Genomic DNA, 13,888 nt, shown 5'->3' on the forward strand with positions numbered 1-13,888 from the left:
CTTTGCAATATAAATATTAAGACGAAACAAAGTTAGAAAGAAGCCGGGGGATGTTACAGCTTGTGACAAAGATTGTCTTGATATTGTGCAGGCAGCATTCTTATTCCCGCGAATGGTATTATATTCGGCTCGTATTATTCCGCTAATTTTATGAGAGCTCTGTTTATTATATACCTGATAAGCACCATGACTTTGCACGCGCAAGAAAAAATTTTTCTTTACCCTGCCAGCGAAAAAGTTACCATCGATGGTTATGAAAAAGATAAGGAGGCACCGTATTTCGAATACTATAAGGCTAATGCTGATTCGGCCAACGGTTCGGCTATACTTATTTGCCCCGGTGGAGGGTATGCTCACCTGGCGCTGGGCCACGAGGGTAAAGATGTAGCGCAATTTTATAATCAGTATGGGTTTGATGCTTTTGTGTTGCACTATCGTTTAAATACGGGCGATCAGTCGGGGCATCGTCATCCGGATCAGTATCGCGATGTTACTACGGCCCTGCGCATTATCAAGTCGCGGGCGAAGGAGTGGAAGTTTGATCCGGAGCGTGTGGGTATTCTCGGCTTTTCGGCTGGTGGACATTTAGCATCTATGGCTACAACGATGCACCTACCCGCCAACAAGAAATCGAAGAATGTGTTGGAGCAGTGGAGTACGCGGCCTGCGTTTTCTATACTTATATATCCGGTGATTACGTTGGCGGGTGCGCCTGCGCACAGAGGTAGTCGCGAGATGTTGCTCGGGAAAAATCCGGATAACGCGTTGGTGGATTCTCTCTCAACGCAAAACCGTGTTGACAAACATACTCCGCCCACCTTCCTGGTATATGCAAATGATGATGGCGCGGTTCCTCCGGAGAATGGTATACTTTTCTACCAGGCGCTGCGTAAACATAATATACCTACGAGCCTCCTCATCTACGACCATGGCGGACATGGGTTTGGCATGGCTCCGAAGGATGCTGTGCTGAATACGTGGCCGTGGCTGAGTGTGAAGTGGCTGGAGAGGCTGGGATATAGGAAATAGCTGCGAGCTGCGAGAAGAAAGACAAAATGCTGGGTGCTGGCTACAGGATAAAATCCAATTGCACGGAGAACACAAAGAAAGACACAGAGTTACTCAAAGGGATTTCTTTGTGTAGCGCTGTGTCTTCTTTGAGAGCTTTGTGGTTCTGGATTTTCAAAACACGTATAATGAAACACCTCTCCCTTATTCAAAGAGCCATCGACACCTCCCGAAAATCTACTAGCAGCTGGAAGCTGGCAGCTAGCAGCTGATTCAACGGATCGTCTTGTAAAATTCGAATCGTTGCTTAACTTTGCATCCCAAAGTTCTTTTTAATGAAAGAAATCCAGGAGTACGAAAAAGATATTGCTTCGATCCGTAATATGATGGAGCGATCTGCCAAGTTTATATCGCTCAGCGGTTTGTCGGGGGTGTTGGCAGGACTATATGCATTGGCTGGTGCTGCTGTGGCGTACTTCTCGCTGCATTACCCGGTGTCGCCTATAAATTATAGAACGTACTCGTTGCAGAGTCCGGAGGCGATGCTGAAACTTATTCTGATTGCTACGGCTGTGATGGTGGCATCGATCGGGACGGGACTTTGGCTGAGCAACAAGAAAGCGCAAAAGCACGGCTTGCAACTTTGGACAACGGCCAGCAAAAACCTCGTTATTAATATGGCTATACCGCTGGTGTCGGGTGGTATATTTATACTCATCATGTTATATACCGGTCATTTTGGGTTGGCCGCTCCGGCTTGTCTCGTGTTCTACGGACTTGCGCTTATACAGGGCAGCGCCAATACATTTGATGAAATTAGATATTTAGGTTTTTCTGAAATTATACTCGGACTTATCTCGGCTTCGGTGCCGGGGTATGGGTTGATCTTCTGGGCTATCGGGTTTGGTGTTCTTCATATTATTTATGGAGTCATCATGTATAACAAATACGACAAGTGAAGAATCCGTTCGATAATCTGGATAAAGTGCTGGAGCACCGGGTGCGGTTACAGATCATGTCTGTTCTGGTAACGAACGATGGCTATGAGTTTAGTTCGTTAAAAGAAATTCTGGGTGTAACGGATGGCAACCTGGCTTCGCATATAAAGGCGCTGGAGCGTGAAAAGTATATATCCGTGTCCAAATCGTTTGTAGACCGAAAACCGAATACCAAGTATAAGATCACGGAACGCGGCCGCAATGCCTTTAAAAAACATTTAGATGCATTGGAGGCGGTGGTAAAGCAACAGAAGTAATTTTTTTACGTATAAACTTTGAAATTGAAAGTACTTTTAATGAATTAGGACTGATTATGAAAAATCTGCTTAACAAAACAGCGTTATGGTTTGGTGTTACTGTTGTAACGGCCATTGTTTTAAAGATTTTGTTCACAGCCATCAGCTCAAGTGAGTTTACACTTATGCTGAATCCGGCTAATGCGATGCTGGAGTATATATTTGATACCAGGTCTGTTCACACGCATAGCGGTTTTTATTTTCCTGATCTGAACATTACCCTCAATCATACTTTCTCGGGCGAGAATTACCTCATTCTTGTTTTCTGCATTTTATCGCTTACGGCTCCGTATCATGTTTTTAAACCGTGGCAGAGTGTGCTGGTATATATAGGTATACTGGTTACTTCGTTTATGTTAACGCTGATTATCAGCGCTCTGCGCATTATCAGTGCATTGCCGGTGTTGCGTATACAGGATTCGATGCCGTGGTTAAATTCGTTCTGGATGCAGCGTGTGGAAGGCGGCATTATTTACTTCAGCGCGTTGCTGCTGGTATACCTGCTCTTCAAGAATGTATTTGTTCGCATTGCACAGCACTATAAAGCTCGTCTGCAACAGGCTGTAGCTGTAGCACGAATGGTGGTGGTATACAGACGGAATTCACATCAACTATAATTTTAACATCTATACCTTCTAAATACATCTATACCTTATGGAAACACAACCTGGCACACCGGTAAGTACCATCTTCGAGAAGATTGGTGCGTGGTTTCGCGAATCGATTGTTATCAAATTAATCGCGATTGGTTTTTTAACGTTGATCCTGCTGATACCGCAGTTCTGGATTGAAAGCATTATTCACGAACGGCAATACCGGGCGCATGAAGTGGTAAGTGAAATTACTTCGAAATGGTCGGGCGACCAGACGCTGGCAGGACCTGTGCTCGTGATACCTTTTACCAACCGCGAGAAGATTGATAAAGGTAAAGATGGCATCGAGATTCGCGAGTGGACTCAGGATGCATACTTCCTCCCTGAAACATTAACAGCCGATGGAACAGTGAAGCCGCAGATACTACACCGCGGTATATATGATGCTGCGGTATATGAATCAACCATCGACATCAAGACTACCTTTCAACGCCCTAACTTCAAGAAGTTAAACATTGATGAAAAAGATGTACACTGGAATGAAGCACGCCTTGTACTCTGCATCAGCGATCTGCGCGGCATCAGCGATAACCCTTCGTTCAAGATGGGCAATCAAGCTTTAAGCAGCGAACCTTCTAACCAGATCGGTTTTGGTATACGTCCTCCGGCAAATCCTTCTAGCACCAGTGGGTATGTAGATGGCCAATATTATGCCGATGCAACATCTACATCATCTGTCATCACCAAGACTGGTATAATTGCTGCACTGCCGTGGACGAAAGCTGAAGACTTTACTGGCGATATAGCTGCACAACTAAGTTTGAAAGGAAGTACATCGCTCAATTTTATACCTACTGGTAAAACAACGGATGTAAAATTAAAAGGGCCGTGGGCGAGTCCGAGTTTTAACGGAGAGTTTCTTCCTATAAATCGTACAGTAAACAACGATGGTTTTATGGCCGAGTGGAAAGTACTGCACTACAACAGACCTTTCGCGCAAGAGTGGACCGGCACGGAGCAAGAACTCTCCGGCTCTGCATTCGGAACAGAATTACTGATACCGGTAGATCAATACCAGAAGAGTATGCGCACGGCTAAATATGGCGTGCTGATTATTCTACTCACCTTCGTATCATTATTCCTGGTAGAGATTGTGAAGAAGATCCGTATCCATGCGTTTCAATATTTACTGGTAGGTGTAGCGTTGGTAATATACTATACGTTGCTGCTGTCGCTCTCCGAGCATATACATTATAATATAGCATACCTCGCAGCGTCAACCGCTACGGTGTTGCTGGTGAGTTTATATTCTGTTTCGTTCCTGAAGAATTCTGCATTGGTGATATTCTTTAGTGCCGTGCTGGTATTTGTATACGGATTTATATTCGTAATTATCCAACTGGAAGATTACTCATTACTGCTCGGCAGCATCGGCTTGTTTATAGTGCTTGCGCTGATCATGTATTTCTCCAGAAATATTAAATGGTATAAGCAGGATGAGCCTACAGCTGTAGAGGCTTAACAAAGCTATCATTCTTCAAAAACAAAAAGCCCGGGAAAATCCCCGGGCTTTTTATATGTATATATCTATTAACGATTAACCATTAACGGTTAACGATTAACGCCTATTCCTTATCAAGGAAAGGATAACGGTAATCCACCGGAGTAACAAATGTCTCCTTAATCGTGCGCATCGATGCCCAGCGGAGCAGGTTTACTTTTGCTCCGGCCTTGTCGTTGGTTCCGGAACCGCGTGCACCACCAAAAGGTTGTTGCCCTACTACAGCACCGGTTGGTTTATCATTGATGTAGAAGTTACCCGCTGCGTTGGACAGTTTCTTCGTAGCAAGCTCGATCGCATAACGATCTTTCGCCAGTATAGATCCTGTTAATGCATACGGAGATGTTTTATCTACCAGCTCCAGTGTTTCTTCAAATTGGTTTTCAGGGTATACATATATAGTCAGCACCGGACCGAAGATCTCTTCGCACATGGTAACGGAAGATGGATCTTTGGTTACGATCACAGTCGGCTCAACAAAGTATCCTTTTGATTTATCGTATTTACCACCGGCTATAATTTCGTTCATCGGGTTCTTGCGGGCCTGCTCAATATAGCCTGCTATTTTATCGAACGATCTTTCATCGATCACTGCATTAATGAAGTTTCCGAAATCTTCGGTGCCTCCCATCTTGAACGACTTCAGATCATCGATCAAAAACTTCTTCACATCATCCCACAGGTTAGAAGGTATATAGGCGCGTGAAGCTGCTGAACATTTTTGTCCCTGATACTCGAATGCACCGCGCGAAAGCGCTGTTGATACTTCTTTCGCATTCGCAGTCTTGTGTACCATTACAAAATCCTTACCACCGGTCTCTCCTACGATGCGTGGGTATGATTTATACTTATGTATATTTTGTCCGATAGTCTTCCACATATTCTGGAACACAGCGGTGCTTCCGGTGAAATGTAGTCCGGCAAAATCTTTATGGTTGAAGATAATATCACCGGCAACAGGTCCATCAACATAAATCAGGTTAATAACACCATCCGGTAAACCAGCTTCTTTAAACACCTGCATAATTACGTTCGCAGCATATACCTGCGTATAGGCAGGCTTCCATACTACGGTGTTCCCCATCAGCGCCATGCTGGCAGGTAAGTTACCGGCTATAGCCGTAAAGTTGAAAGGCGTGACAGCAAACGTAAATCCTTCCAGCGGACGATATTCCATTCTATTCCATACTCCGGGAGATGATGCCGGTTGCTCCTGGTATATCTGTTGCATGAAGTATACATTGAAGCGCAGAAAGTCGATCAACTCACACGCTGAATCGATCTCTGCCTGAAACGGACTCTTCGATTGTCCTAACATGGTGGCCGCATTGATCTTGTAGCGATACGGCCCTGCCAGCAGATCGGCAGCCTTCAGAAATATAGAGGCGCGGTGTTCCCAACCTAAATCAGCCCACTGTTGTTTTGCAGCCAGCGCAGCGTTAACGGCTTGCTCTACATGCTTGGCATCGCCTTCGTGAAAATGACCCAGCGTATGTTTATGGTCGTGTGGTGGCGAGAGTCTCTTTTTATTTCCGGTGCGCACTTCTTCGGCACCGATATACATGGGAATGTCTGTTTCGTGTGCGCGTGCTTCTTCAATAGCTTTCTTCAGGGCAGCGCGTTCTTTACTTCCGGGAGCATAACTTAAAACGGGTTCGTTCTTCGGATCAGGAACTTGAAAAAATCCTTTCGGCATAAATTATTCTCAGTTATAGGTTAATGAATTTTGTAATGGTGCGGCAAAGGTAATCGAAATCAAAGAATCTGTCGCAGTTCAGAGAGACAGCTGATCTCATAAGTAACAACACTCTCATGCTTGTTCTTTTCAGGATTGAAGAAAACATTATCGATAGAGGCACTACGAGAGCCTCCGATATCGGTCAGCAGGTTGTCGCCAATCATAATGGCTTCGTGGCATTGTGCGGCATAGCTCTTCAACGCGTAGTCAAAAATTTCGCGCGAAGGTTTTTTATGCCCGGCTTTTTGTGATGTTACTATGTGATCGAAGTATTTGTGAATGTTACCCGAGCTCATCTTCACGTGTTGGATCTCATCAAAGCCGTTGGTAATAATGGAGAGTTTATATTTTCCGTACAGGTAATCGAGTACGTCAATGGTGTAGGGCATCAGGTTTCCTTTCTTGGGGCACGCCTGCAAATAATCGGCCGATATATCTTTGCTGAGTTTTTCTTCGTAAGCTCCAAAGTATCCTAATATCTGCTTGAAGCGTTCCTTGCGTATCGTGTCACTATCGAGTTTGCCAGTGTCATACAGTTCCCACAGAATTGTATTGACCTCTTTGAATTTAGCTTGAAATTCTTCGATGGATGTTACGCCTTTGGATTGCAGATCATACTGATGATATAATTCATAAAGTGTTTCGCGCGAATTGGTTTCGAAATCCCACAAGGTATGATCCAGGTCAAAAAAAATGCACGTATACTCTTTCACGGTTCGGTCTTATGCTTGTCGTAATTTTGTAAAGTTCAAATCAAATGATCGCGAGACTTTTTAACAAAGATTTCTGGTCATTTGGTTGTATAGCCGCTACCAACGGGCGTAAACTAATCGCTTTTTAATTTCTCTTTTTCCATGCGTCCGCTGCGCCATTGTTGTATCTGGCGGTTATTTACTGCTAACTCGCGATTGGTAAATAAAGTTTGGTAAATGTGCTGATCGTGCTGAAGCTGCGAGTCTCTGCGCAAAAACTGGAAGATCTGGTTAATGATCTCGAACACTTCGTCTTTAATCTGGTAAAACACCCAATGGTTATAACGCCTGTGCCCCACAATGCCGGCATTTTTTAAATAAATGAGATGGCGCGAGGTCTTGGCCTGCGTAAAATCAAGAATTTTTTCGACATCCGTGATACACATTTCGCCATTCATAAAAATGAGGTGGAGAATCCGCAACCGCGATTCGTCAGCACAAGCCTTAAAAATCTGCGATCCCAGCGTTAGATTAAAACTTTTAAGCCGCATGGTACATCCTTGCTTTACAGCCAAAGGTATGGGAAATTAGGCAGTTGCAAGCCTTATCCCTATATTTGAAAAAGTGAGAAAGCATATCGTGAAATCGTACATACTCAAATCCACTACACTTATAACATTGTTGCTGGCAATTATTTGCACGGCCCAGGTCGCGCAGGCGCAGCAAAAAAAGCGTGTTATCCAGCTTTCCGGTGTTGTTATTGAAGAAGACACTGTAAAGGGCAGACCCGTGCCAGGCGTACACGTATATGTACCCAAAGCAGGTCGTGGTACAACAACAAACTCAGTAGGTTTTTTCTCAATGCCCGTATTGACAGGCGATGAAATCCTGATCAGCTCGGTTGGTTATCAGCACCAGACTTTTGTTGTGCCTGAGGATTCTCCTGAGTATCAAACCATCATCATCACGATGTTACAGGACACTACATTGCTGCCGGAAGTCGTGATCATGCCATTTCCTACAGAAGAAGTTTTCAAACAGGCTGTACTTGCTTTGAACATGCCGCTGGAAGATGAACGCATCGATAAGCGAAATATGAATGAAGAACTGCTCGCACTCATGATTAAGACTACACCCATGGATGGCTATCAGAACCAGCGATACTATCTTAACCAATGGGCAAGTTCAACAAGCGCTAAATTTCAACCTGTTACCAACCCGTTTCTCAACCCGTTCAACTGGGTGAAGTTCTTTAACTCGCTCAAGAAAAATAAGAAGAAAAAATAGTATATCGATATACTTAAAGAATACCAAAGAGGGTGCCTGTAAAAAGACACCCTCTTTCATTTTATATAGACTTCGTAATTATTATCTGCACGTGTATACTTCGAAGCATTGCCGGTATATATCCTTTTTCAAATTACGCACTCCTGCACCGGTGTTCGGATTCCGTTCACAACCGAACACTCCTCTTAACAAGCATAGCGGTTTCCACTCTGATTACACGGTTTTAAAACTGGCATCATTATTATTCCTACATTTAGGAATTAATTATTCAGCATGAAGAAGTATCAACTGGGTGAATTCGAAGAAGTAGTTATTCTCACCATTGGTGTGCTCTACAATGACGCTTACGGAGTATCCATCAAAAAGGAAATTGAGAACAGACTCTCGCGCAATGTTAGTATGGGTGCGCTGCATACTGCGTTAAAGCGACTCGAAGACAAAGGGTATATACGCTCGCATGATGGCGAAATAACAGAAGAACGTGCCGGCCGGCCGAAGAAGTATTTCGAGATCACCGCCCTCGGTAAGAAAGCAATGGAATATACGCGAAACACACGCGAAGATCTGTGGCGCTCTATACCAAAGGTTGCTTTACAGGTAAAGATTGCATCGTCATGAAGCGCAATATAAAACCCAATCCCCCCAATCTGTTCCTTCGGTTCTTCCGATGGTACTGCCATCCTGATCTGCTATACCATATAGAAGGCGACCTGATGGAATTATACCACGAACGCAATTCGGCAAATGGTAAACGAAAAGCTGATATAAAATTCATAGTTGATGTACTCCTGCTTTTCAGGCCGGGCATCATTAAACCATCCTCTTCCTATCACAACTTAAATCATTATGCAATGATCAAAAGCTATCTCAAAATCGGCATACGAAATTTGCTGAAGTATAAAGGCTATTCCTTTATAAATATAGGCGGACTTGCTACAGGTATGGCGGTCGCTATAATTATAGGTTTATGGGTATACGATGAACTATCCTTCAATCATTATCACACCAATTACCCGCGTATCGCGCAGGTAATAAAGGGAGGTGTTTTTCAAGGTAAACATTTTATAGGACAAGATTATTTACCCTATCCGTTAATAGAAGAACTTCAAAGCACCTATGGCGCTAACTTCAAACATGTAGTGCCTACATCCGGCTTTGGTGCCGTATTATCTGCAGGTGACAAAAAGCTGTCACGAACCGGTATGTATATAGGTGAAGGTGCGCCTGAAATGTTTACCTGGAAAATGAAATATGGTACGTGGTCGGGACTGAATGATCTGCACTCCGTGATGATTTCGGAATCTACTGCCAAAGCCTTCTTTAGTAATGATGATCCGCTGGGGAAAGCGCTAAAGGTAAATGGTACTATCGATGTGGTTGTTACAGGTGTATATGAAGACTTTCCGAAGAACTCAGCGTTCCACGGTATAAATTTCTTTGAACCCTGGAAATTCCGTCTGAAACGGGAAGACTGGATCGCTAAACAAGGATGGGAGAATCACTTCCTGATGGTATATGTAGAGATACAACCCAACATCTCCATGGAACGTGCCGGTGCCAACATCTTTAACGCAGAAATGAATGCGATCAAGAACATCGACTACCTGAAAGAGGAAATGCAATACAAACCTGAGGTACATCTGTTGCCCATGGATAAATGGCATTTGTACTCAAACTTTAAAGAAGGTGTTCTGCAAAACGGCCCGGTGCAGATTGTATGGTTTATGGGTGCCATCGGTATATTTGTTTTATTACTCGCCTGTATAAACTTTATGAACCTGAGCACTGCGCGTTCTGAAAAGCGTGCGAAGGAAGTTGGCATTCGTAAAACAATAGGCTCGGTACGCAGACAACTGATTGGACAATTCTTCAGCGAATCGTTTTTAGTAGTTATACTTTCATTTATAGTGGCATTGGTTATCGTAGGTGCGTCATTGCCTTGGTTTAATCAACTGGCCGGTAAAGCAATGACCATGCCATGGCACCTGGCTGGCTTCTGGCTGACTGCACTTGGTTTTATACTCCTCACCGGACTGCTTGCCGGAAGTTACCCTGCCCTATATTTGTCATCGTTCAACCCGGTACATATACTCAAAGGAACTTTCCGGTTACGCAACACGGCATCTATACCACGCAAAGTACTGGTTACACTACAATTTACAGTATCGGTAATTCTGATGATCTGTACCGGTGTAATCTATCACCAGATCATGTTTGTTAAAGACAGACCGGTTGGTTATAGCCGCGAGGGACTGATATCGATGTGGAAAAAATCAGATGAATATAACAAGCAAGCCAATGTAATTCGTACGGAATTAAAAGCTACGGGAGCTGTGATTGAAGTGGCGGAGGCTGGCGGAGAAGTTACCGGTATATGGTCTAACAACGGAGGATTTACCTGGAAAGGTAAAGATCCGAACAAGCAAGAAGATGGCTTTGCTACTTTGAACGTAACGGCCGAATTCGGCAAGACCGTTGGATGGCAATTTATTGACGGACGTGATTTCCTTCTTACCATGGCCGGTGATTCTTCTGCGATGGTAATTAATGAATCGGCTGCAAAAGAAATGGGACTTGAAAATCCCGTAGGCGAAGTTATTCATTGGGCTAACCGTCCGTGGGGTGTAGACAAAGACTTTACCATAATAGGTGTTATCAAAGACATGGTTATGGAATCGCCCTTCGAGCCTACTCGTCCCTCGGTATATTTCACCTTCGGTTATAAAGGTGTATTGTTGCTGCGTCTTAATCCGGCTATGAGCACCAGCGAAGCGATTGCTAAAATAGAGCCTGTGTTTACAAAGGTAATTCCGGATTTACCGTTCGAGTATAATTTTGTAGATCAGTCGTACGCAGCCAAGTTCAGAGCAGAAGAACGAATTGGCAAACTGGCTGCGGTGTTTGCATGCCTTGCTATATTTATTAGCTGTCTGGGGTTATTTGGACTCGCGTCATTTGTTGCTGAGCAACGCACCAAAGAGATCGGCATCCGCAAGGTGCTGGGTGCATCAGTTGCCAACCTGTGGGGCATGCTGTCCAAAGAGTTCGTATGGCTGGTGGTATTGGCTTGTCTGATCGCCATTCCTATAGCTTACTATATATTGGATGAGTGGCTGAAGGAGTACGCGTATCGTACAGCCATCAGCGCCTGGATTCTTACAACGGCAGGGTTAGGCGCACTGGCCATTACCCTGCTCACGGTAAGTTATCAATCGATACGGGCAGCACTGGCAAACCCGGTAAAGAGTTTACGATCGGAATAAAGAAGATATACTATTCATCACGCAGCGATTTAGCCGGATTGGCGATCGCTGCTTTGATGGATTCATAACTCACCGTTAACCACGCAATCAGTATCGCAACAGAAAAGGCGATCACAAATATACTCCAATGTATCTCTACATGATACGCAAATATTTCAAGCCAACGGTTCATAGCATACCACGATAACGGACCTGCTATAATCATGGCCACAAACACCGGGCGTGTAAACGTGGTAGAAAGCAGATATACTATATGTGGTACCGATGCTCCTAAAACTTTACGCACACCAATTTCCTTGGTACGTCTCTCGGCCAGGAATGCCGATAAACCATATAAACCGAGACAGGAGATAAATATAGCCAGTCCTGCAAACACCATAAACAAACTGCTGAGGCGTTGCTCGGCCTGGTACATATTATCCAGGTCTTTGTCGATAAAATTATAGGTAAACGGATAAGCAGGGTTCAGCGTCTTGCATATACCTTCCAGTGCGGCAATAGTTCTATCGGTTTCCATCGGTTTGGTCCGTATTACACCCCACGCGCCCCAGGTATTCAGTCGCAGAATCAACGGTTCGATCGGTTGTTGAATCGGCTTGAAATTAAAGTCTTTTACCACACCGATAATCGTACCTTTATTACCCCACTGCGTTAAGCTTTGTCCTACAGCATTGGCAGGATCGATGTTCATGATCTTCAATGCCTTTTCATTAACGATATAGCTGGCGGTATCTGCTTTGAAATCTTTTGAGAAACCACGACCGCTTAGCAAAGTCGCATTAAAGACTTCCATAAAGTTCTCATCGACTGCCATGTTTGCGAACAAGGGTTGAGACTCCGGATCTTTACCTTCCCACTCAACATTCACAGTACCACTTACCAGGTTGGTTGGCAGATCAGATACAAACGTAAAATTACTGGTTAGCGGATTTTGTTCGAGCGATGTGCGCAGCGTCTGATATTTACCCCACAGCTCACCGGTCATGCGCATATAGATCAGGTTCTCTTTATCAAACCCAAGGTTGCGCGTACGTATATATTTCAGTTGATCGTATATCACAGCCGTACCCACCAGCAACATAATCGAAACCGAAAACTGAACGATCACCATCGTGTTTCGAAACAAACTGTTTCCGGCACCGGCTTTCAGATTACCTTTCAGTACTTTTACCGGTACAAATCCAGAGAGGAAAAGAGCGGGATAACTACCTGCCAGCAAACCGGTGATCAATGTTATGCTCAGCACACCGGCAACCATCTTTACATTCAGCAAATTTATACTGAGTGATTTGCCGGCAAGATCATTAAAGGCGGGCAGCACAGCATATACTACCGCGAGTGCAATTACCAGCGCGAGGCAGGCAATGAGTGAAGACTCTGCGAGAAACTGCCGAATCAGTTGAAAACGAACGGCACCGGCAACTTTACGCAAACCAACTTCTTTCGCTCTGCGGGCCGAGCGCGCTGTGGCCAGGTTCATAAAGTTAATACACGCTACCGCCAACACAAATATACCTACCACAATAAAGATATATACATACTGTATATTTCCATGCCCGGCTACATCGGCCATGAATTTGGAATGCAAATGTATATCTGCGAGGGGCTGCAGTTTAAACGCAACTTTCAGGTGTGGTTCATTTGCCTTATATATGTCCTGTACTTTATTCCCGATAGCAGCAAGGGCAGCTGGTGTCGCGGCAAAATTCTTATCGAGACGAACATAGGTATAGTAGTTGAAATTGTCCCAAATATTTTCTTTCAGATCGCGGTTGGTGCGCGCGAGGTAAACCATCGGCTGAATGAAATCAAACTGCAGGTGTGAGTTCCGGGGTATATCTGCCAACACGCCTGTTATGGTAAGATCTTCTGCGCGATTCTTCCGGATGATCTTCCCCAGTGGATCTTCATTGCCAAAATATTTCTTCGCCATCGATTCGGTGATCAACACGCCTTCCGGCAGTAACATGGCTGTTGCAGGATCGCCTTTTACCAGCCTGAATGAAAAGAACTGAAGCAAGTTTGAATCTGCAAAACACATCCGAGTCTCTTCAAAGTTTCGGTCTTCCACTTGCAGCAAGTCCAATCCACCGCCCATGGAAAGTCGCACCGTACTTTCAATTTCAGGGATAGCATTTTGTATGGCCGGAGCGATGGGCGCAGAGGATACTGCAGCCTTTATATTCTCTTTTGGAAGCTCTGCTGTAAGACGGTAAATATAGTCTGAGCCTTCGTGGAATTTATCGTAGCTCAGTTCATCGTGTACCCAAAGCAGTATTAGTATACTACAGGCCATACCGATGGAGAGACCAAAAACATTAATGAATGAAAATGCTTTGTGACGGAGCAGGTTCCGGAAAGCAATCTTGAGGTAGTTTTGCAGCATAAGCAGTAAGATAAAAAATAAAAAGCAGCCAGTACCCAACTGACTGCCCCTACTGCATACCAAGAA

Annotated in this window: 12 protein-coding genes; 8 read left to right on the forward strand and 4 right to left on the reverse strand. The window is 44.4% G+C overall.

Features of this window, described 5'->3' with window-relative positions:
• Positions 1 to 150: 150 nt before the first annotated feature.
• From ACFQ21_RS13300 to creD, 5 genes are all read left to right on the forward strand, one after another.
• The gene (locus ACFQ21_RS13300) at positions 151 to 1,029 is read left to right on the forward strand and encodes an alpha/beta hydrolase (RefSeq protein WP_377579696.1); all 879 of its coding nucleotides are present in this window, start codon (positions 151 to 153) and stop codon (positions 1,027 to 1,029) included.
• A gap of 314 nt (positions 1,030 to 1,343) precedes the next feature.
• Positions 1,344 to 1,967, forward strand: a complete 624-nt coding sequence (locus tag ACFQ21_RS13305; RefSeq protein WP_377579697.1) for a hypothetical protein — start codon at positions 1,344 to 1,346, stop codon at positions 1,965 to 1,967.
• A complete protein-coding gene (locus tag ACFQ21_RS13310; RefSeq protein ID WP_377579698.1) occupies positions 1,964 to 2,263 on the forward strand; it encodes a winged helix-turn-helix domain-containing protein in 300 nt (99 codons plus the stop codon). Before ACFQ21_RS13305 ends, ACFQ21_RS13310 begins: the two co-directional genes overlap by 4 nt.
• Before the next feature lie 56 nt (positions 2,264 to 2,319).
• Entirely contained in the window at positions 2,320 to 2,919 is a 600-nt protein-coding gene (xrtK, locus tag ACFQ21_RS13315) for an exosortase K (RefSeq protein WP_377579699.1), read from the forward strand.
• Between the two features lie 37 nt (positions 2,920 to 2,956).
• Positions 2,957 to 4,417 carry a cell envelope integrity protein CreD gene (gene creD / locus ACFQ21_RS13320; RefSeq protein WP_377579700.1) on the forward strand — a complete coding sequence of 487 codons (1,461 nt, stop codon included), beginning with the start codon at positions 2,957 to 2,959 and terminating at the stop codon, positions 4,415 to 4,417.
• A 103-nt stretch (positions 4,418 to 4,520) separates the two neighbouring features.
• Here creD and pruA read toward each other — a convergent pair whose 3' ends face one another.
• The 3 genes from pruA to ACFQ21_RS13335 form a co-directional block, all read right to left on the reverse strand.
• Entirely contained in the window at positions 4,521 to 6,152 is a 1,632-nt protein-coding gene (gene pruA / locus ACFQ21_RS13325) for an L-glutamate gamma-semialdehyde dehydrogenase (protein WP_377579701.1), read from the reverse strand.
• Positions 6,153 to 6,211: 59 nt separating this feature from the next.
• Positions 6,212 to 6,907, reverse strand: a complete 696-nt coding sequence (locus ACFQ21_RS13330; protein ID WP_377579702.1) for a YjjG family noncanonical pyrimidine nucleotidase — start codon at positions 6,905 to 6,907, stop codon at positions 6,212 to 6,214.
• Positions 6,908 to 7,020: 113 nt separating this feature from the next.
• Complete coding sequence (locus ACFQ21_RS13335; protein WP_377579703.1) at positions 7,021 to 7,437, reverse strand: ArsR/SmtB family transcription factor; 417 nt, start codon at positions 7,435 to 7,437, stop codon at positions 7,021 to 7,023.
• A gap of 88 nt (positions 7,438 to 7,525) precedes the next feature.
• Between ACFQ21_RS13335 and ACFQ21_RS13340 the strand changes: the two genes are divergently transcribed.
• The 3 genes from ACFQ21_RS13340 (at position 7,526) to ACFQ21_RS13350 (ending at position 11,436) form a co-directional block, all read left to right on the forward strand.
• A complete protein-coding gene (locus ACFQ21_RS13340; RefSeq protein ID WP_377579704.1) occupies positions 7,526 to 8,173 on the forward strand; it encodes a carboxypeptidase-like regulatory domain-containing protein in 648 nt (215 codons plus the stop codon).
• 273 nt (positions 8,174 to 8,446) lie between these two features.
• Positions 8,447 to 8,791: a PadR family transcriptional regulator gene (locus ACFQ21_RS13345; RefSeq protein WP_377579705.1), complete on the forward strand. Its 345-nt coding sequence runs from the start codon at positions 8,447 to 8,449 to the stop codon at positions 8,789 to 8,791.
• Complete coding sequence (locus tag ACFQ21_RS13350) at positions 8,788 to 11,436, forward strand: ABC transporter permease (RefSeq protein ID WP_377579706.1); 2,649 nt, start codon at positions 8,788 to 8,790, stop codon at positions 11,434 to 11,436. Before ACFQ21_RS13345 ends, ACFQ21_RS13350 begins: the two co-directional genes overlap by 4 nt.
• Before the next feature lie 10 nt (positions 11,437 to 11,446).
• Here ACFQ21_RS13350 and ACFQ21_RS13355 read toward each other — a convergent pair whose 3' ends face one another.
• Complete coding sequence (locus tag ACFQ21_RS13355) at positions 11,447 to 13,822, reverse strand: ABC transporter permease (RefSeq protein ID WP_377579707.1); 2,376 nt, start codon at positions 13,820 to 13,822, stop codon at positions 11,447 to 11,449.
• Positions 13,823 to 13,888: the final 66 nt, after the last annotated feature.

The organism is Ohtaekwangia kribbensis (assembly GCF_042676245.1).
GTDB lineage: Bacteria > Bacteroidota > Bacteroidia > Cytophagales > Cyclobacteriaceae > Ohtaekwangia > Ohtaekwangia kribbensis.

Excerpts from the sequence above, each read along its gene's own strand:
- ACFQ21_RS13300 (WP_377579696.1), top strand. The coding sequence starts at position 151 with ATGAGAGCTCTGTTTATTATATACCTGATAAGCACCATGACTTTGCAC.
- ACFQ21_RS13305 (WP_377579697.1), top strand. The coding sequence starts at position 1,344 with ATGAAAGAAATCCAGGAGTACGAAAAAGATATTGCTTCGATCCGTAAT.
- xrtK (WP_377579699.1), top strand. The coding sequence starts at position 2,320 with ATGAAAAATCTGCTTAACAAAACAGCGTTATGGTTTGGTGTTACTGTT.
- creD (WP_377579700.1), top strand. The coding sequence starts at position 2,957 with ATGGAAACACAACCTGGCACACCGGTAAGTACCATCTTCGAGAAGATT.
- pruA (WP_377579701.1), bottom strand. The coding sequence starts at position 6,152 with ATGCCGAAAGGATTTTTTCAAGTTCCTGATCCGAAGAACGAACCCGTT.
- ACFQ21_RS13335 (WP_377579703.1), bottom strand. The coding sequence starts at position 7,437 with ATGCGGCTTAAAAGTTTTAATCTAACGCTGGGATCGCAGATTTTTAAG.
- ACFQ21_RS13345 (WP_377579705.1), top strand. The coding sequence starts at position 8,447 with ATGAAGAAGTATCAACTGGGTGAATTCGAAGAAGTAGTTATTCTCACC.
- ACFQ21_RS13350 (WP_377579706.1), top strand. The coding sequence starts at position 8,788 with ATGAAGCGCAATATAAAACCCAATCCCCCCAATCTGTTCCTTCGGTTC.
- ACFQ21_RS13355 (WP_377579707.1), bottom strand. The coding sequence starts at position 13,822 with ATGCTGCAAAACTACCTCAAGATTGCTTTCCGGAACCTGCTCCGTCAC.